Annotated in this window: 20 protein-coding genes; 14 read left to right on the top strand and 6 right to left on the bottom strand. The window is 39.8% G+C overall.

Annotated elements, in window-relative coordinates; translation table 11 throughout:
- The first annotated feature begins 19 nt into the window (after window positions 1-19).
- Together PSR9079_RS10300 and ubiA are read left to right on the top strand one after the other, a co-directional pair.
- On the top strand, window positions 20-565 hold the full coding sequence (locus PSR9079_RS10300) for a chorismate--pyruvate lyase family protein (protein WP_149981422.1): 546 nt from the start codon (window positions 20-22) through the stop codon (window positions 563-565).
- Window positions 562-1440 carry a 4-hydroxybenzoate octaprenyltransferase gene (ubiA, locus tag PSR9079_RS10295; protein ID WP_149981398.1) on the top strand — a complete coding sequence of 293 codons (879 nt, stop codon included), beginning with the start codon at window positions 562-564 and terminating at the stop codon, window positions 1438-1440. The genes PSR9079_RS10300 and ubiA overlap by 4 nt, the downstream gene beginning before the upstream one ends.
- Window positions 1441-1442: 2 nt before the next feature.
- Here ubiA and PSR9079_RS10290 read toward each other — a convergent pair whose 3' ends face one another.
- The 4 genes from PSR9079_RS10290 to PSR9079_RS10275 form a co-directional block, all read right to left on the bottom strand.
- Complete coding sequence (locus tag PSR9079_RS10290) at window positions 1443-2063, bottom strand: 2OG-Fe(II) oxygenase (RefSeq protein WP_149981397.1); 621 nt, start codon at window positions 2061-2063, stop codon at window positions 1443-1445.
- A 118-nt stretch (window positions 2064-2181) separates the two neighbouring features.
- On the bottom strand, window positions 2182-3069 hold the full coding sequence (locus tag PSR9079_RS10285; RefSeq protein WP_149981396.1) for a LysR family transcriptional regulator: 888 nt from the start codon (window positions 3067-3069) through the stop codon (window positions 2182-2184).
- A gap of 120 nt (window positions 3070-3189) precedes the next feature.
- Window positions 3190-4713: a DUF3369 domain-containing protein gene (locus PSR9079_RS10280; protein ID WP_149981395.1), complete on the bottom strand. Its 1524-nt coding sequence runs from the start codon at window positions 4711-4713 to the stop codon at window positions 3190-3192.
- Window positions 4714-4763: 50 nt separating this feature from the next.
- On the bottom strand, window positions 4764-5171 hold the full coding sequence (locus tag PSR9079_RS10275) for a DUF2721 domain-containing protein (protein WP_149981394.1): 408 nt from the start codon (window positions 5169-5171) through the stop codon (window positions 4764-4766).
- Window positions 5172-5247: 76 nt separating this feature from the next.
- On the opposite strand from PSR9079_RS10275, the gene PSR9079_RS10270 reads away from it, so the two are divergent.
- The 3 genes from PSR9079_RS10270 to tsaD all read left to right on the top strand — a co-directional run bounded on the left by PSR9079_RS10270 (window position 5248) and on the right by tsaD (window position 7274).
- Window positions 5248-5604: a putative signal transducing protein gene (locus tag PSR9079_RS10270; RefSeq protein WP_149981393.1), complete on the top strand. Its 357-nt coding sequence runs from the start codon at window positions 5248-5250 to the stop codon at window positions 5602-5604.
- Window positions 5597-6187 carry a YjaG family protein gene (locus PSR9079_RS10265; protein ID WP_149981392.1) on the top strand — a complete coding sequence of 197 codons (591 nt, stop codon included), beginning with the start codon at window positions 5597-5599 and terminating at the stop codon, window positions 6185-6187. The genes PSR9079_RS10270 and PSR9079_RS10265 overlap by 8 nt, the downstream gene beginning before the upstream one ends.
- Before the next feature lie 73 nt (window positions 6188-6260).
- The gene (tsaD, locus tag PSR9079_RS10260; protein ID WP_149981391.1) at window positions 6261-7274 is read left to right on the top strand and encodes a tRNA (adenosine(37)-N6)-threonylcarbamoyltransferase complex transferase subunit TsaD; all 1014 of its coding nucleotides are present in this window, start codon (window positions 6261-6263) and stop codon (window positions 7272-7274) included.
- Window positions 7275-7276: 2 nt separating this feature from the next.
- On the opposite strand, the gene plsY is transcribed toward tsaD, so the two are convergent.
- Entirely contained in the window at window positions 7277-7891 is a 615-nt protein-coding gene (plsY, locus tag PSR9079_RS10255) for a glycerol-3-phosphate 1-O-acyltransferase PlsY (protein ID WP_145235091.1), read from the bottom strand.
- Between the two features lie 269 nt (window positions 7892-8160).
- Between plsY and folB the strand changes: the two genes are divergently transcribed.
- From folB to trmB, 8 genes are all read left to right on the top strand, one after another.
- Complete coding sequence (gene folB / locus PSR9079_RS10250; protein ID WP_145235093.1) at window positions 8161-8517, top strand: dihydroneopterin aldolase; 357 nt, start codon at window positions 8161-8163, stop codon at window positions 8515-8517.
- 1 nt (window position 8518) lies between these two features.
- Window positions 8519-9007, top strand: a complete 489-nt coding sequence (gene folK / locus PSR9079_RS10245) for a 2-amino-4-hydroxy-6-hydroxymethyldihydropteridine diphosphokinase (protein WP_149981390.1) — start codon at window positions 8519-8521, stop codon at window positions 9005-9007.
- Window positions 9004-9804 carry an undecaprenyl-diphosphate phosphatase gene (locus PSR9079_RS10240; RefSeq protein WP_149981389.1) on the top strand — a complete coding sequence of 267 codons (801 nt, stop codon included), beginning with the start codon at window positions 9004-9006 and terminating at the stop codon, window positions 9802-9804. The genes folK and PSR9079_RS10240 overlap by 4 nt, the downstream gene beginning before the upstream one ends.
- Window positions 9805-10132: 328 nt before the next feature.
- The gene (gene mpl, locus PSR9079_RS10235; RefSeq protein ID WP_149981388.1) at window positions 10133-11488 is read left to right on the top strand and encodes a UDP-N-acetylmuramate:L-alanyl-gamma-D-glutamyl-meso-diaminopimelate ligase; all 1356 of its coding nucleotides are present in this window, start codon (window positions 10133-10135) and stop codon (window positions 11486-11488) included.
- A 12-nt stretch (window positions 11489-11500) separates the two neighbouring features.
- Complete coding sequence (locus PSR9079_RS10230) at window positions 11501-12124, top strand: flavin prenyltransferase UbiX (protein WP_149981387.1); 624 nt, start codon at window positions 11501-11503, stop codon at window positions 12122-12124.
- On the top strand, window positions 12121-13053 hold the full coding sequence (locus tag PSR9079_RS10225; protein ID WP_145235104.1) for an ABC transporter ATP-binding protein: 933 nt from the start codon (window positions 12121-12123) through the stop codon (window positions 13051-13053). The genes PSR9079_RS10230 and PSR9079_RS10225 overlap by 4 nt, the downstream gene beginning before the upstream one ends.
- The gene (locus PSR9079_RS10220; protein WP_145235106.1) at window positions 13054-13821 is read left to right on the top strand and encodes an ABC transporter permease; all 768 of its coding nucleotides are present in this window, start codon (window positions 13054-13056) and stop codon (window positions 13819-13821) included.
- Window positions 13821-14501, top strand: a complete 681-nt coding sequence (gene trmB / locus PSR9079_RS10215; protein WP_149981386.1) for a tRNA (guanine(46)-N(7))-methyltransferase TrmB — start codon at window positions 13821-13823, stop codon at window positions 14499-14501. Before PSR9079_RS10220 ends, trmB begins: the two co-directional genes overlap by 1 nt.
- Before the next feature lie 55 nt (window positions 14502-14556).
- Here trmB and PSR9079_RS10210 read toward each other — a convergent pair whose 3' ends face one another.
- Window positions 14557-16440, bottom strand: a complete 1884-nt coding sequence (locus tag PSR9079_RS10210) for a bifunctional diguanylate cyclase/phosphodiesterase (protein WP_149981385.1) — start codon at window positions 16438-16440, stop codon at window positions 14557-14559.
- A 273-nt stretch (window positions 16441-16713) separates the two neighbouring features.
- Here PSR9079_RS10210 and panP point away from each other — a divergent pair, with 273 nt between their 5' ends.
- On the top strand, window positions 16714-18342 hold the full coding sequence (panP, locus tag PSR9079_RS10205; RefSeq protein ID WP_149981384.1) for a pyridoxal-dependent aspartate 1-decarboxylase PanP: 1629 nt from the start codon (window positions 16714-16716) through the stop codon (window positions 18340-18342).
- Window positions 18343-18389: the final 47 nt, after the last annotated feature.

Below are 18389 nucleotides of genomic sequence, written 5' to 3'. Positions count from 1 at the left end.
ATTATTAAATAGAGTTATCGTGATCACATTTCCTGTTTCTGTAACTGCGGATTGGCAGTTAGGTACATCAATCAATTATTTGTCTTGTAACGAGCAAGACTGGCTACTTGAGCCCAACTCACTGACGGCGAAATTAAAAACACAGTGTGGTGAATTCTCTGTAAAAGTGCTTAGTGAGAAAGAGTTTGAACTGAGTATTTCACAACAACAATTATTAGATTGTTCACAGCGTATTGGTATTAATCGTGAAGTTTTGCTGCTTTGTGATGGCATCCCTATGGTATACGCACAAAGCTGGCTACCTGCCACCGATGATATGCAACAACAGCAATTATTGGCACTGGGTAATCGGCCTTTAGGTGATGTTATTTTTCAACATCCGGACTTAAAACGTACCGAAATTGAAATAGCACGTTTTGATTGTCAGCACCCAGTACAGCAGCTTGTTAGCCAATACTCTGCAGCTACAAAACCCTTGTGGGGGCGACGCAGTATTTTTTCGTTGGCGCAAAGCCGTTTTTTAGTAGCTGAAATATTTTTACCAGAGGCTTATCTATATTTATGAAATTTGCCGCCTTACACATTGCTCATATACCGTATTATAAGCAGTTAATGCGCACCGATAAGCCTATCGGTACTTTATTGCTATTGTGGCCTACATATTGGGCATTGTGGCTTGCAAGTGATGGTATGCCAAGCCTACTTAATTTTGTGGTATTTAGCTTTGGTGTATTTGTTATGCGCAGCGCAGGTTGTGTTATTAATGATTACGCAGATCGTAAAATTGATGGCGCGGTAAAACGCACAGCACAAAGACCCTTAGCTTCTGGCTTGGTGAGTAGTGGCGAAGCACTAAGCTTATTTTTATTGCTTATCATAATTGCTTTTATACTGGTGTTGTTACTCAGTTGGCAAACCATATTATTGTCAGTCGGGGCATTGCTATTGGCATTTAGCTACCCATTTATGAAACGTTACACTAATTTACCGCAAATAGTGCTAGGTGCAGCTTTTGGTTGGGCTATTCCGATGGCTTTTATGGCTGCAACAGGTACTATCTCACTGCTTGGCTGGTTGTTATTTATCGCTAATATTGCGTGGACTACGTCCTACGATACCATGTATGCCATGGTAGACAGAGATGATGATTTGAAAATTGGCGTAAAGTCTACAGCGATATTATTTGGTAGTGCCGATCGAATCATTATTTTTGCGCTAAATGGTGTATTTATAGGTTTGTTGGCTTTAATTGGTTATACGAGTCAATTAGCAATGCCGTATTGGCTTGGTCTATGTGTGGCATGCGGCTTTTTGGTTTACCAACAATTTCTAATTCATAGTCGTAATAGAGAGCGTTGTTTTAAAGCTTTTTTAAATAACCATTATGTCGGTATGGTCGTTTTTATTGGCTTAGTGGCGTCCTTGCCATTTAATCTATAGTGTTAGCGAGGTGGATCAATGACGCCACTGATTGAAGTGTTTTTCCTAAACCAACCCGCAACTGAATAGCGATTATCAATTGTCGGCAGTACTTCATGCATAAAGCGTTCGCTTTCAAACATCACGAACGTGCCAGCTTTGGGCTGAATAGTGATTTCAACGTCTTTACTTTTAGGTTTGTAAATCACTAACTCACCACCAGATTGCACTGTATTTAAGTAAAATACAGTAGTAAATACACGGTTCGAACGCCCTTTAAATGCGTCGTAATGCTTTTTATAAAAGTCGCCATGCTGGTATTTCGCATAGTGACACTCATAATCAAATAAACCCAAAAAGAAATAACGATTCAAGTTTACTCTGATATCTTCAAGCGCATTTTGATAATCAATTTGAGCTTGGCTACTACCATCAAACCAAAAGGTCTTGTCGGTGCGTATGCTCTTGTCTATTTGTAAATCCTGCTGACGGCCAATACCTGCTGATTTGAAATTGGGGTTGATACGATAACAATCTTCTATCAACGCGTTAGTCAGTGTTTCAGCAAACATATTTTCGATCACGGCGTAGCCATGAGTTTCTATGTCAGTTAAATAACGTCCAGGGATCAGGTTAAGGCTCATTAATTGTACTATATAGCAGGGAAGGCGCGTAGTTTAGCTTAAAATGATGCAAAGGTACTACTGAAGATTTAGAAACCAAGCCTGAGTTCTGCTTTAGGCTTGGTTTTCATGCTGTTACTTAAGAATTAATTGATAACGCTGTCTTTTCTATTAATGACAGGAGCTGGTTTATTGGGTCGTCAGCAGTAACTTGCTGGCTGGTTTGTACAATCAATTGCTCATGAGCTAAGTTCTTATTGGTTTTTAACTGGAGCAGATTATTATTCTCTGCGACCGAACTTGCATGTTCAATACTGCTAATTGCAACATGGTTTGATTTACACAACCCGTCCATTACTTGCTCAATACTGCCAACTTTTATACTGCTGGTCTTGTTTAAGCTATCGACAGCCTCATTCAACATAGTTTGAATTTGTTTTGATTGTGAAAAACAACTATACATAGGGTAATCATTTAAATCTTGTTTGCAAAGATTGTTCTTATTCGCGAGAGGATGGCTTTTTGCAACGAATAAAATAAGTTGATCAGGTAAGTGTATGTCATTGCCAATACTATTAACTGCTTGCGAACAAACGCTAATATCAATTTCACCTAATTGCAGTTTACGAACCAACTCACTTTGTTCTTGTAGTTGCATTTCGATTTTTACATGAGGGTATTGTGCTAAAAATTGGCCACATGAAATAGGCACTATGGCACTAGCATTATTGGTATAGCCAATCACCAGCTTTTCACTTGCACAGCCATTAACGGATTTAAATAAACGCTTTTTAGTTTCTTCGAGCTTGCTTAGAGTGTCTTGTGCGTACTCTAAAAAAAGCTCACCTTCAGTTGTTAGCTTCACGGAGCGAGTCGAGCGTTTGACTAATTCATAGCCAACTTCATCTTCTAAAGTCTGAATACTGCGCGTCAATGCTGAGGTACTAATTTTTGTTGTTTCGGCCGCTTGGCGAAAATGTCGTAGCTGGCCTAAAGCTACAAATTGCTCTAATTGTTCAAATCTCACTTTTATAGTCCTTTGTATAAGTAAGCCGCACTACTGGCGAACATAATTGATATTATTTTAATAGATAGTAATCCATTGTACCCAATTTGAAAAGCGCATTTCACACAATTGTTACAAGTATCAGTTAGGGTAACGCTCTTTTATCTCCAAAAAAAGTGTTAAATTGTTAATAAATATGTCCACAAGTTTTGGCTCAAACTGTTTGCCACTCTGTTTCTTGAGCAAATCGAGTACTTCTTCAAGCGGCCAAGCTTTTTTATAGCAACGATCACTGCCAAGGGCATCAAAAACATCCGCTAGAGCTGTAATACGACCAACAATGTGAATATCTTTACCTGCAAGTTGATTAGGATAGCCTGAGCCGTCCCATTTCTCATGATGTGTATGAGCAATGATTGAACCACATTTTAATATTTCGTTATTCGAATTCTTTAGAATATCATAACCAACTTCGGCGTGAGTTTGCATAATCGCCCACTCTTGATCATCAAGCTTACCGGGTTTATTGAGAATATGATCTGGAATACTTATTTTTCCAATATCGTGCAAGGGGGAGGCGAGTTTTATTACTTCACACTCAAAGTTATTTAAGCCATATAACTTACCTAACAGTTCACTATAGTGTGCAACTCTTTTGACATGTGAACCGGTTTCTTTTGAGCGTTTTTCAACGGCTTCACCGAGAATATACGATAGCTCTTTTTGCGAATCTTTCATCATTTCGCGTAATTTCAAGTTATCGTAAGCCAGAGCAATATTGTTGGCAAAAAACTCCAAAAGCTGATAATCGGTGGTTCCTAATAACGAGCCTTTGCGCACATACAACATCGTTTCGAGACCCGCTTGAGTTGGAAAGTAGCCAATGTAGTCATGCATGGTTTTTTGAGATGATTTGCGATTGTGTGCTTCAACAAATAATTGCTTTACATCTTCGGGGATCATATCGGCATTAGGTTCAGGCTCAACACCTGAAGCTGCCAGTAGCTTAAAATCAGTGGCTGGGGATGTTTGTTGGTTAACAGCTGCGGCACAATAAATTTCAGTGTCATCTAAGCCCATAACATTGGTTACATGGGATAAAATTGTTGATGCAAATTCATGGACACTATCACATTTTAAAAATGAGCTAGAAGCGTTGATTATTTTTTCAAGGCCTTTTCTATGACGCTCAATAATTTGAATATCACGATGTGAACGCAGAGCTGAATACAATAATGTTTTCATTTTTATTGCCGTCAGCTCGGTTTTATTTTTGTAATCGTTAATATCGTATTCACGGATCACCGCTTCTTCAGGGGCTTCGCCAGGTTGACCCGTTCGAAGAATAAGGCGGATGTCGTGGTTATTGATATCATCACGGATAAATTTTATTAAGTCTAAACCTGCATGGCTAGTTTCCATTACCACGTCGATTAAACCAACCGAAAAATCGAGATTTTGTTGCAATAATTCTTTTGCGGCTTTCGCTGAATAGGCATGATGTAAACACAAAGCTTTATCTTCAAAGGTAAAGCCAGATAGTACAAGTTTAGTGACTTGGTGAATATCATCCTCATCATCGACCACAAGGATATTCCAGAACGCTTGTGGTGACTGAGCTTCTGACTCTTCAATGACATTTTCTGAAAATAAAAAGTCGTTCACGTTTACACCTTTAGTTTAATCATCCAGCTAAAGAGTATAGTGCTTGTTTTTTAGTCTGCCTTGTTGCTCAGTGGTTTTTTTTCAATGTTTTTAAGCTCAATTTCAATCGCATCACATGAAATATGTATTTCATATAAAGAGGTTAGCAACGATAGCGCAAGGCTGGCTAAGCTAATACCAAATAAAATTACGCCAGTGGTTTTAAACTCAATAAATAATGCAAACATTGAGAATGTACACATTAAAAAAGAAGCAACGCCATAGACTTGCATAGTTCGAATGAGTCTAATACGTTTCCTTAGGTTAGTAATTTGTGCAACGACTAATGGTCGAATAGTGTCACCTTCACGGGCATTAAGTTCACGAATTAATTGTGCTAGCACTAAAAAACGATTGGTATATGCTAATAACAATAAAGAAATTGCAGGGAACAGCAGTCCTGGTGTCGTGAGGGTCATGATTATTTCCTATATAACAATTACTTCGCTTAGAGTAGCTTAGGGTAATTTAATCGCAAAGTAAAAGAGGTTGTCATTGCAAAATAAAATAAATAACAACAATACAGAGCAACCCCCATTTCAATGGTTAACAATCTATTGCGCTGCAAATGCGGTAGAGGCAAACATTGTCAAAGGGTTATTACTTAACAGCAATATTGAGTGTCAGTTACTCGGTGAGTCCTTACAAGGAGCCGTTGGCGAAATACCTTTAGATCAAACCCAAGTGAGAGTGCAGGTTTTTGTGATTAAAGAGCGCCAGGCGCGGCAAATATTGGTAAACTACACTCAAGTAAAACAATCCGCTCCTGATTGGGTATGCCCCAACTGTAACGAGCATAATGGGCCAACATTTGAAATTTGTTGGTCTTGCAGGACACCAAATAATGACTAAAGCGAATAATTTTCAGCGTATAAGAGAGCTTAACTATTTGCAACAAGCGGTACTGGCAGCAGCATTAATTGAACGTATGCTACCTAATTATGGTTTATTTAGTGAAGCAACAGGATTTGGTGACGAAGCTATTTTGCGTAGTGCACTTAATTTGTGTTGGGAAAAAATCTTACTGCCGAAAAGTAAAATAAGCCTTGAAAAGCAAATTGAGAAAATAGAGCCTAATGTTCCAGAACTCACTGATTTTGATATGTTCGGTACTTATCCAGCGATAGATGCCGCCACTGCCTTATTAGGTTTAATGCATGGTTTAATTGCCAAAGATGAGCAAGAATTTATCAGCATTAGTAAAATCTCTCAGGCGACTGTTGCGCGTTTTATTGAATATCAATTAACGGTTGAAGGTGAACTGGCTGATAATACAGCAGTACGTGAACATCCGTTAATGCAATACGAAATTGAAGTGTTAGGCGAGTTAATTGATTTTGTTGAGCAGATGGGCAGAGTAACAGCTGAAAATGTGAAAGCGTTAAAGCAACACGCTATCGCTGATGGACAAACAAACATTGGTATTACACTTTAAGTAACCAGAAACTCTGGTTAATAGATTTATTTTAAGAATTTAAAAGTGCCAAAGGGCATGGGAGAAAACTGCAGTGCGAATTTTAGGCATTGAATCGTCGTGTGATGAAACGGGAATTGCAATCTATGATGATGAACAAGGTTTACTTGCTCATCAACTCTATAGCCAAGTAAAAGTGCATGCAGATTATGGCGGTGTAGTGCCTGAACTTGCATCTCGAGATCATGTTCGTAAAACCTTGCCATTAATCGATGCTGCTTTTGCACAGGCCGGTTGCGGACCTGAAGATATCGATGGTATTGCTTACACTGCAGGCCCAGGACTGGTGGGAGCATTATTAGTGGGTACTTCAATTGGACGCTCACTTGCCTATGGTTGGAATATTCCAGCAGTGGCGGTGCATCATATGGAGGGCCATCTACTGGCGCCCATGCTTGAAGAAAACGTGCCTGAATTTCCGTTTATTGCTTTACTCGTATCAGGTGGACACACCATGATGGTTAAAGTCGCTGGGATTGGTCAATATGAAGTATTGGGTGAATCGGTAGATGATGCCGCAGGTGAAGCATTTGATAAAACAGCTAAGTTACTTGGTTTAGATTACCCAGGTGGGCCACGGTTAGCTAAACTTGCTGAGCAAGGTGTTTCTAAGCGCTTTATTTTCCCACGACCAATGACAGATAAACCGGGCCTTGACTTTAGTTTTAGCGGCTTGAAAACGGCGGCTGCAATTACTATTCGTAATAATGACGATGATCAGCAAACCAAAGCAGATATCGCTCATGCGTTTCAAACCGCAGTTATTGATACATTAGTTATTAAATGTAAGCGTGCTTTAAAGCAAACGGGTATAAATCGCTTAGTAATTGCCGGTGGTGTAAGCGCCAATATAAAGCTACGTGCGCAACTAGAGCGGGTAATGCAAGGCATGAAAGGACAGGTTTATTATCCGCGCACAGAGTTTTGTACTGATAATGGTGCCATGATCGCCTATGCGGGTATGCAGCGCTTAAAGGCTGGGCAGTTTGCCAGCCTTGATATGAAAACGAGACCACGTTGGCCGATAGATAGTTTAGAGGCTATTTAAATTTAAGTATTGTTATCATCTTTAGTTGGTGGCGTTTTTTTGTCACCAATTTTAGGTTCTTTGCCACTAAATAAACGTTTAATATTGGCGTGGTGGCGAAAGATAATCAAAATAGTTAAAAATGTTACTGGTAAGGTATAAAGCGGTTTGATCCACCAAGTGTATAATGGCGCTAAAGAAACGGCGACTAATGCCCCAAGTGACGAATAGCGTGTAATAGCAACAACAGCCACCCAGGTTGAAATTAATAACCCGCCTAACAACAAGCCAATGGGTAGCAATGTTCCAAATGCAGTTGCAACTGCTTTACCGCCTTTAAAGTGAAAGAATACCGGAAACATATGTCCTAAACACGCAGCAACCCCTATCAATCCCAACATTAGTGGTTCAAGTTGTAAAAAATAAGCGCCCCAGACAGGAATAGTCCCTTTGAGAATATCAAACACTAAGACTAAGCAGGCTGGAACAGCCCCACCAAGACGATAAACATTAGTTGCGCCTGGGTTGTTTGAGCCATTGCTGCGAGGATCGGGTAGTTTAAACAGCCGAGACACTAGAATGGCCGATGAAATCGACCCGAGTAAATAGGCTAAAACTAACATTAAAACGGCTATCACGCGCTTCCTTATTTTTTAATCACAGTTTTTCGGCTATCATTGGCCGCAAAAATTGCATTCATACTTTTCGTGGTTCAAATAGCAGATACATAGTGTATCTATACGCATATATCATATGGGTAATTTTTACATGATGTACCTATAGGCTATTGTATGGGTAATTTTTACATAATAAAACACAGTTAAAGTGTATAAAGGCTATAAATGCAAATTATAGCCGATGTAGACTCAAGTCAATGAGTTTTAAGTTTTTGCCAGTTGGAGCAGTTATGGATAAGGTTTTTATATCGCAACTACATGTTGACACTATCATAGGCGTGTATGATTTTGAAAAAGAAACTAAACAGAGTTTGTATTTTGATATCGAGATGCTGTGTGATATTAAACCCGCAGCAAAAACCGATGACATTGCCTTAGCACTTGATTACGCAAAGGTGAGTGAGAGAGTAATCGCACACACGACAGCAAAGCCTGTTGAATTATTGGAGACCTTAGTAGAGCAACTAGCGGCTATCATTTTAACCGAGTTTGCTACAACACAAGTTACCATTCGAGTTAGTAAACCCGCAGCCGTAGCGCAAGCACGCACTGTAGGTGTTGAAATTACCCGACTCAAGGCACGTTAAGATGGCGCAAATTTATATTAGCCTTGGCTCTAATGTTGATAAAGAACATTATATCCGCCAAGCGTTAATCGCCCTAAAAGCACACCTTATAGAATTCGAGCATTCCAGTGTCTTTGAAAGCGAAGCCGTTGGCTTTGCAGGTAATAACTTTTACAACTCAGTCATTGGTGCACAAACACAGATACCGCTTCCCCAGTTATGTCAGTTACTCAAACAGATTGAACGAGAGAATGGTCGTACAAATAATGATAAAAAATTTAGCCCGCGTACACTCGATCTAGATTTACTGTTTTACGATGATGTAGTGTGTGATTCTCCTGCACAGTTACCCCGTGATGAAATCACCAAGAATGCCTTTGTTCTTCAGCCTTTGGCAGAAATAGCTCCCGATTTTTATCATCCTACAGCAAAGCAAACAATCGCTCAGTTGTGGGATACTTACAACAACCCCAAGCAAAAACTATGGAAGGTGGAGTTTACTAACCCATGAGTATTATCGAAATTATTGTTTTAGCCCTGATCCAGGGATTAACTGAGTTTTTACCTATTTCAAGCTCAGCTCACCTCATTCTCCCTTCACAAATTCTTGGCTGGCAAGATCAAGGCCTTGCCTTTGATGTTGCTGTGCATGTAGGCACGCTGATTGCCGTAATAATTTACTTCAGAAAAGAAGTTGTCGAAATACTTGCTGCATGGTTTAAATCATTTGGTGCACAAGGTACAACAGATGATAGTAAACTTGGCTGGTGGATTATTTTAGGCACTATACCAGCCGCTGTACTGGGTTTAATTTTTAAAGACTTAATCGAGCTCTATTTACGCAGTGCGTGGGTAATTGCAATCACCACTATTTTGTTTGGTTTATTACTTTGGTATGCCGACGTAAAAGGTAAGCAAACTAAAACAATTTATCAATTAACTTGGAAATCAGCACTGATGATCGGTATGGCGCAAGCGATGGCGATGATCCCAGGTACATCACGCTCGGGTATTACGATGACCGCCGGTTTAATGCTGGGGATGAATAAACAAAGCGCTGCGCGTTTTTCATTTTTACTCGCAATTCCAGTGATCTCAATGATGGGCTTGTATTACACCATTGAGCTGGCATTAGGGGATCATATAGTTGATTGGACAACATTAATTTTAGGCGCTGGTTTATCGTTTCTCTCTGCGTATGCGTGTATTTTCCTGTTCTTAAAAATAATCGAACGTATGGGGATGATGCCATTTGTTATCTATCGATTATTATTGGGTGTGGGTTTAATGGTCTTTTTGATGATGTAACGCTAGGTTTATAAAAGATCAATAAAAACGCCTTAACTCAATGAGCTAAGGCGTTTTTTTACAAGCCAAATGCACCTTAAATTAGAAAGTGTATTTTGCACCCATCGATAAGCGACCTTTCCAGTGAGGCTCTGTAATTACATCTACATTTGAGCGATTAAGCTTAAGTAAGGGAACTATTTAACTTATATACTTATTCGTTGTCATTTAGCACAAGTGTTGTGTTAGATGGCAATGGTAACTGAGCGCTATTTTTGGCATTATGGCATCTCATTTATTATCTATTTTTTAGCGCTGCGTAAGCTATGTTTGGCGGCAAAGGAATAATATGCATATTCATATTTTAGGCATTTGCGGCACCTTTATGGGTGGTATTGCAGCGATAGCTAAGTCGCTAGGCCATACAGTCACGGGCTCGGATCTAAACGTATATCCGCCAATGAGCACGCAACTTGAAGAGCTTGGTATTAAATTAACCCAAGGCTATGATGTCTCTCAGTTAGAACCTGCACCAGATATGGTGATTATTGGCAATGCAATGAGTCGTGGTAACCCATGTGTTGAATATGTATTGGACAAGGGCTTAGCGTATACTTCCGGCCCTGAATGGTTAAAGCATAATTTATTACAAAACTCCTGGGTACTAGCGGTTGCTGGAACTCATGGTAAAACCACCACTGCAAGTATGCTGGCATGGATTTTAGAATTTGCGGGTTTAAAGCCAGGATTCTTGATCGGTGGTATCGTGCAAAATTTTGGTTTGTCGGCACGGGTTGGCGAAACGCCATTTTTTGTTATTGAAGCTGATGAATACGACACTGCGTTTTTTGATAAACGCAGTAAGTTTGTTCATTACTTACCGCGCACATTGATTTTAAACAATCTTGAGTTTGATCATGCTGATATTTTTGAAGATTTAAACGCTATTAAAAAACAATTTCATCATTTGATGCGTACACTACCAAGTAGCGGCAAAGTTATTTGGCCACAACAAGACGATGCTCTGCAAGATGTAATTAACCAAGGTTGTTGGAGCGAAAGTGAAACACTAGGTGCTGATTGGGGATATGAGCTGATTAATGCCGATGGCAGTGAATTTGCAGTGTTACTCAATGATGAATACCAAGGCTCAGTAAAATGGCAAGCGTTTGGTGAGCACAATGTTAAAAACGCTATTATGGCGATTGCTGCCGCGCGCCATGTCGGGATTGCAATTGAACATAGCATTGCAGGGTTAGGGGAATTTATTAGTCCTAAACGCAGGATGGAGCTAAAAGCCGATATTGCCAATATTAAAGTGTATGACGACTTTGCTCATCACCCAACAGCTATCACTACAACGCTTGCTGGGTTGCGTGCAAAAGTAGGCAATGAAAAAATTATTGCGATATTAGAGCCGCGCTCAAACACTATGAAAATGGGCGTGCATCAACATACGTTATTGGCGTCATTAGCTGATGCTGATGATGTGTATTTATTTGAGCCAGATAATTTAACCTGGTCGTTAAGTGAGCAAGCCAAACAGGCAGGCATGGTATGCTTGAGTAATACCGATGAGATCGTTGAACAAGTGGTCTCCCAAGCGCAACCGCAACAACATATTTTGATCATGAGTAATGGTGGCTTTAATGGCCTTCATGACTCATTGATAACAGCTTTGCAGCATAAATTTATCCAGAAATAAACCGGAGCGACAGTGCAATATAAAGAAACCATAACGCTGGCCTTTAGTGGTGCGTCAGGCGCGCCATATGGCTTACGATTACTTGAAGTATTGCTCGCGCAGCAGTTTCGCGTGTATGTATTGATCTCAAGCGCGGCGCGTGTAGTGCTAGATACAGAATCAAACATTAAATTATCAGCCAATGAAGATAAAGCCACCGAACAATTAAGTAGCTTATTTAAAGCACAGCCAGGCCAGTTACAAGTATTTGGTAAAGATAACTGGTTTAGCCCTGTGGCATCTGGCTCTGCAGCGCCGAAAAAAATGGTCGTGTGCCCGTGTAGTGCAGGCTCGGTCTCTGCAATAGCGATGGGGGCCTCTGATAATTTATTAGAGCGCGCCGCTGATGTCGTGATTAAAGAGCGTGGTCAGTTAATTTTAGTGCCACGAGAAACGCCATTTAGTGAAATCCATTTAGAAAACATGCTAAAGCTCGCAAAGCTCGGGGTAACAATTATGCCAGCTGCACCGGGGTTTTATAATCAACCGCAAACCATTAACGACTTAGTTGATTTTATGGTTGCACGTATTTTAGATCATTTAAATATTGAACATACGCTAACTAAACGTTGGGGTTATGGGGAGGGTAAATCATGAGTAAAGCATTGGCTTTGAATATTGAAGGCCTTACCAAAGTATATAAAAATGGTGTTGAAGCCGTTAAAGGCGTTGATCTAAAAGTATATGAAGGTGATTTTTTTGCCTTGTTAGGCCCAAATGGCGCGGGTAAGTCAACTACCATTGGGGTGATCTCATCATTGGTTAATAAAACCAAAGGCTTAGTAGAGGTGTTTGGTCACAACATAGATTCAGATTTAGAAGCCGCTAAATCACAACTAGGCTTAGTGCCACAAGAGTTTAACTTTAGCCAGTTTGAAACGTTGACGCAAATACTGGTAAATCAAGCGGGTTATTACGGAGTTCCCCGTAAGGTGGCGCATCAACGAGCGGATAAATATTTAGCGCAATTAGGCTTACTTGAAAAGAAAGACAAACAAGCACGAACACTATCAGGTGGCATGAAACGTCGTTTAATGATTGCTCGCGCGTTAATGCATGAACCAAAACTGCTAATTTTAGATGAGCCAACCGCCGGTGTAGATATTGAATTACGCCGTTCGATGTGGGATTTTTTAAGACAAATTAATGAGCAGGGGGTGACGATTATTCTCACCACCCATTACTTAGAAGAAGCCGAACTGCTGTGTAAAAATATCGCGATTATTGATTCCGGCATTATCGTTGAAAACACCACGATTAAAGCACTGCTTGCCAAACTAGATAAAGAAACTTTTATTCTTGATTTAAAACAGCCTGTCCAGCCAGTTACCGTTACGCTTGATGGTTATAAGTTTACTATGGCTGATGATCATACTATTGAGGTTGAAGTAGCCAAATCACAGGGCTTGAATGCAGTATTTACAGCATTAACCGAGCAGGGCAATACCGTGCTTAGCATGCGTAATAAAGCTAACCGATTAGAAGAGTTGTTTGTAGGTTTACTAGAGCAAGGGCGGGGCAAGTAAATGTTTAAATATGGCGTAGCCTTAAAGAGTTTATGGTTTAAAGAGTGCATTCGATTTTTGCGTATCTGGGTACAAACACTCGTGCCACCGGCAATCACTATGAGTTTGTACTTTGTGATTTTCGGTAATCTTATTGGTTCTCGTATTGGTGATATGGGTGGCTTTAGTTATATGGAGTTTATTGTTCCGGGTCTTATCATGATGTCGGTGATCACTAATTCGTATTCTAATGTGGCATCAAGCTTTTATTCAACCAAGTTTCAAAAAAGCATTGAAGAGCTGTTAGTTGCACCCGTGCCTAATTATATTATTGTGCTTGGCTATATGGGCGGTGGTATGACCCGTGGCATGCTGGTGGGATTAATTGTTACGTGTGTGTCGTTATTATTTGTGGATATTCAAATCCATAATATTTTTGTGATCATCGCGACAGTAATTTTAACTTCTGCGGTATTTGCTTTAGGCGGTTTGATCAATGCTATTTATGCTAATAGCTTTGACGATATCAGTATAATTCCGACCTTTATTTTAACGCCATTGACCTATCTAGGTGGTGTGTTTTACTCAATCACTTTATTGCCAGAGTTTTGGCAAGGCGTATCGCAGGTTAATCCAATTATTTATATGGTTAATGCCTTTAGGTATGGTTTCTTAGGCGTGTCGGATGTTGATTTAACGGTCGCATTTGGCGTGTTGTTATTATTTATTACAGCCTTATTTATATTAGCTTTAACGTTAATTAAAAAAGGTGTGGGGTTAAGACACTAATGAGTGATGCAAATTCACGAAGTATTGTATCGAATCAACAAGGCTTACATGAAAAGCTGGATGATATAGTTAATAAGCATTTAACTGCCCAGTTTAAAAAACCCATTGCAGCACATACGCAAACGGCGTTTGATCAAGTAAATGAAAAAGTGCAGGCTTTTAATGGGCCCATTATTTTAGATTCGTGTTGTGGGGTAGGGGAAAGCACGGCTAATTTAGCGAAACGACACCCTGATGCGTTAGTTATAGGTATTGATAAGTCATCGCATCGTTTAGATAAGCATGACATTGAATATAAACAAACCGATTCAGGTCAGTACATTTTAGTGCAAGCCGATTTAAATGACTTTTGGCGACTCGCAGTGGCGGCTAATTGGCAACCCACACATCATTATTTGCTGTATCCAAATCCGTGGCCAAAAGCGAAGCATATTCAACGTCGCTGGCATGGCGCTGCTATTTTTCCATTTATCGTTAAATTAGGTGGGCTGTTAGAAGTTCGCAGCAATTGGGATATTTATGTGAAAGAGTTTGCTCAAGCACTCAAACTCACCGGAAATGACTGCACAGTAGAGCTTTATCAAAATGATTTGGCAGTTACGCCATTTGAACGTAAATATTGGGCAAGTGGTCAACAAAGTCACCGTTTAGTAATTAATTTAGATCCTGGCTCGAAATAAAAATTAAGTATTTTATAACTTAATGTTTTCGTAAATCTCTTAACCTGAGTTTAGGTTAAGAGATTGGATACGATTGGTTTTTATTTGCAGTAATATGTGGCACAGGCTCGGCAAAGTAATAGCCTTGCATTAGTGTCACATTAGCTTTTTTAAGCGCGTTGGCGATAGGCTTACTCTCTACATGCTCAGCAATTAGCTGTAAGTTGAGTTGCTTAGCAAAGCTGGCAATATGCTCAATATATAAATAAATATCTTTATCGTTGATAATTTGCTTGATCAAACTACCATCAAGCTTAATGCCATCTACTTCTAATTTTAGTACATTAGAGATATTCGAATAACCTGTACCAAAATCATCAATTATTACCCGTACACCACGATTTTTAACCATAGTTATAAATGCTTTTACCTCAGAAAAATTTGCGATAGCTTCGGTTTCCAATAGTTCTAGGGTGATATTACTCGGTAGTGGATAGCGTTTAAATTCGTTTTCTAAAAATTCAGCAAGGCTTGGGTCAAGCATATCTTGGGCTGTGATATTGATGCTCCAGCAGGTACTGGTTTTTCTAAATCGTGCAAAGCATTGTGTGAGCATTGTGCGGGTGAGCATTCCATCCATGCGAGAGCGATTAACGACATCTAAGAATGATTCTGGTTTTAGGACTTCCCCGTGACAGGTGATCATACGAGCCAAACATTCATACTGAATAATGGCATTCGTTTCATTATTATAAATTGCCTGAAAATAAGGCACAATTCTATTGTTCTCAAATGCTTCACGCACTTCTTTTGCCATTGCTACATTGTACTGATATTGGTTTTTTACATCATGGAGTGCGCTTGAGTAATTAATCACAGTGCGGCGACCTTGTTTAGCTTGTAATGCGGCAATATGAGCATTTTCAAGTAACATTGATTTATTGCCACTGGCGATGCCTGCGCACAAGGTGATGTATATAAAAGGGTCGGTAAGTAATGGGGTACTGCAATTATAAGCTTGGATCACCTCGAGAAAACCTGCATTATCTTTACCAAAAGGAGCGATGAGGACTATTTTGTTGGTCGTTAGACGAAACATCTGACTACCCGCAGGGCGGCGCTTTTTGAAGTGTTGCAACAAGTTTTTCATAACGCGGTCGCCTACTTCTGTACCATAAAAGCTGCTTATATCTTCAACTTCATTTACCCAAATAACAGCAAGTTGCAGATGATGATTAGGGGAGTTTTTAATATAATATTCAAGTGCAATATGATTGGCAAAGCCACTACTGGTATCGGTTGAAATCGCACGTTTCAATAAATATACATAAATACCGGCAACCAACAGAGCAATAAAAAAGAAAAACATAGCCATGCCCGCAGCTTTAGATACACTTTGCGCTAATCGCTGATTGAGATCGTATATAGTGATATCGGCCCCAGTTAAATAGGTGACTCCATTGGCATCGACAAAAGGGACAAAAATTGTTTTAAAATGCCCCCATTGATCTTTTGAAATTTCAAACACTGGCTCTGTTGAATAAAACGCGCCAATATTAGCGGCAGTTGCTTCAGGGTATAGATCGAGTAACTGGGTGATTTTACCGGTATTTTGATCGTTCTGAGTGTAACTCGATGCACTAAAATGTACATTACCGTCTTTTAAAACCATGGCATATACATAAGCGATATTTAACGCATTAGCAAACTCTGAAAGTTGCCGGCTTTTTTGTTGGTATTCGGTTGATGATATATATTGGCCTGCATTGATTTTTTGATGGTATTCATCACCAAGCATATGCTTAACGCTTAATGCCGCATTGAGTAATCGAGTATCAACGCTGTGCATAATATCGTTACGAGTGCTGTTGTAGGTGTAATAGATGTAGCTCAATAAACTGATAAAAAACAGCATGAAACCCGCGATTATCCAATTTGTCCGTAAATTTGTATTTATCATGCTCTTCCTTGATTTATTAGCCCTTCTATTATACAAAAAAAGGCTGTATCGCCTATAAAAATATAGTTAGTTATTTGAATGATAAATATTAATCAAATTATCATTAATTTGTCATGCAATTGGCTACTTTTGTGGCTTTATACGAGACATTTCAACTCTATTACAGTAGAGTTAACGCATTTCGTGGAATCATTGTAGTTTTGGCGTTATTAGTAATGGAGTTCTTAGAGATGGATCTTCAGCTAAACAAAGCTACATTTACTGGGTATAAAGATGGATCAAAAGCGTTGTGCCGTCGCCTCTAAAGAAACTCTGATGCGTATATTTACTGTGCCTGAAGCACCAGACTCAACTTTGAGTAAAATCGAACTTGAGATCTCGAGCAATTTAGCAGGTTTTTTGAATGAGAACATAGCGGCAATTGAAAAGCCATTGCATGAGATTGAAAAAGATTTTCAATCGGCAGCGATCCCAGAAGATCCGACTTTTGTATCTGCTTATGCGCAAGATATTATGGAGCAACTTGTCGCTCATTCAGTGCATACCGCTGCGCCAAGCTTTATTGGGCACATGACGTCAGCATTACCGCATTTTGTATTGCCACTTTCTAAGTTGATGGTTGGCCTTAATCAAAACCTAGTAAAAATAGAAACCTCCAAAGCATTTACTCCACTTGAGCGCCAAGTGCTTGGTATGATGCATCATTTGGCATACGGGCAAGATGACAGTTTTTATAGCAAATGGATGCACAGTGCGAAAACGTCGCTAGGCGCTTTTTGTTCGGGTGGCACAATCGCCAATATTACCGCATTGTGGATTGCTCGTAATCGCTTACTGAAAGCGGACGGTGAATTTAAAGGGATTGGTTCACAAGGTTTGATCAGTGCCATGTTGCATTATGGATATAAAGGCCTTGCAGTACTTATTTCCGAACGTGGCCATTACTCGCTAGGAAAATCAGCTGATTTACTTGGCATTGGTCGTGATAACTTTATTGCCATTAAAACTGCAGATAACAATAAGGTTGATGTTGATGCAATGCGCGCCAAAGCCCATGAGCTAGCAGCGCAAGGTATAAAAGTGATGGCGATTGTTGGGGTAGCCGGCACGACTGAAACCGGTAATATTGATCCTCTTGATGCTATGGCTGATTTAAGCGCTGAACTTAACTGTCATTTTCATGTCGATGCCGCATGGGGAGGAGCTACGCTGCTTTCTAATACATATCGCTCGTTACTGAAAGGCATTGAGCGAGCAGATTCAATTACCGTCGATGCTCATAAACAAATGTATGTGCCAATGGGCGCTGGGTTAGTGCTATTTAAAGATCCTACAGCTACGGATGCTATAGAACATCATGCAGAATACATCTTACGTAAAGGATCAAAAGATTTAGGTAGTCATACGCTTGAAGGTAGTCGTCCTGGTATGGCGATGTTAGTGCATGCTTGCTTACGCGTTATTGGCCGTAAAGGCTACGAAATCTTAATAGATAAAGGGATTGAAAAAGCCCGCTACTTTGCTGATTTAGTGAAAGCAGATGACGACTTTGAGCTGATCTCAGAGCCTGAGTTATGTTTACTGACATACCGTTATGTGCCAAAACAGATAAAACAAAAAATAGCTCAAGCAGATGAACAAACGCGTTTGGATATCTTTGCCTCGTTAAATCGTTTTACTGCCAGTATGCAAAAACGCCAACGTGAAGCCGGTCGTTCATTTGTATCCCGTACCCGTTTAACTCCCGCGCAGTATGATCATCAACCTACAGTGGTATTTCGAGTCGTACTTGCAAATCCGCTGACATCAGAGAGTATTTTAAAAGATATACTTGCTGAGCAAAAAGAGCTGGCTAAAACAGATCCTGTATTTAAGAAATACCTTAGTAAATACATGGACTGAGCAGTAACAGTTGCGTTATTCCCAGGTTGCGTGGGGATAACGCAAGC

The organism is Pseudoalteromonas rhizosphaerae, from assembly GCF_902498845.1.
Taxonomy (GTDB): domain Bacteria; phylum Pseudomonadota; class Gammaproteobacteria; order Enterobacterales; family Alteromonadaceae; genus Pseudoalteromonas; species Pseudoalteromonas rhizosphaerae.
This window is presented reverse-complemented; position numbering and strand designations above follow the sequence as displayed.

What these genes read in the sequence shown, in the direction of transcription:
- ubiA (WP_149981398.1), top strand. Translation starts at nt 562, where the DNA reads ATGAAATTTGCCGCCTTACACATTGCTCATATACCGTATTATAAGCAG.
- PSR9079_RS10290 (WP_149981397.1), bottom strand. Translation starts at nt 2,063, where the DNA reads ATGAGCCTTAACCTGATCCCTGGACGTTATTTAACTGACATAGAAACT.
- PSR9079_RS10275 (WP_149981394.1), bottom strand. Translation starts at nt 5,171, where the DNA reads ATGACCCTCACGACACCAGGACTGCTGTTCCCTGCAATTTCTTTATTG.
- PSR9079_RS10265 (WP_149981392.1), top strand. Translation starts at nt 5,597, where the DNA reads ATGACTAAAGCGAATAATTTTCAGCGTATAAGAGAGCTTAACTATTTG.
- folB (WP_145235093.1), top strand. Translation starts at nt 8,161, where the DNA reads ATGGATAAGGTTTTTATATCGCAACTACATGTTGACACTATCATAGGC.
- folK (WP_149981390.1), top strand. Translation starts at nt 8,519, where the DNA reads ATGGCGCAAATTTATATTAGCCTTGGCTCTAATGTTGATAAAGAACAT.
- PSR9079_RS10240 (WP_149981389.1), top strand. Translation starts at nt 9,004, where the DNA reads ATGAGTATTATCGAAATTATTGTTTTAGCCCTGATCCAGGGATTAACT.
- mpl (WP_149981388.1), top strand. Translation starts at nt 10,133, where the DNA reads ATGCATATTCATATTTTAGGCATTTGCGGCACCTTTATGGGTGGTATT.
- PSR9079_RS10225 (WP_145235104.1), top strand. Translation starts at nt 12,121, where the DNA reads ATGAGTAAAGCATTGGCTTTGAATATTGAAGGCCTTACCAAAGTATAT.
- PSR9079_RS10220 (WP_145235106.1), top strand. Translation starts at nt 13,054, where the DNA reads ATGTTTAAATATGGCGTAGCCTTAAAGAGTTTATGGTTTAAAGAGTGC.
- trmB (WP_149981386.1), top strand. Translation starts at nt 13,821, where the DNA reads ATGAGTGATGCAAATTCACGAAGTATTGTATCGAATCAACAAGGCTTA.
- PSR9079_RS10210 (WP_149981385.1), bottom strand. Translation starts at nt 16,440, where the DNA reads ATGATAAATACAAATTTACGGACAAATTGGATAATCGCGGGTTTCATG.
- panP (WP_149981384.1), top strand. Translation starts at nt 16,714, where the DNA reads ATGGATCAAAAGCGTTGTGCCGTCGCCTCTAAAGAAACTCTGATGCGT.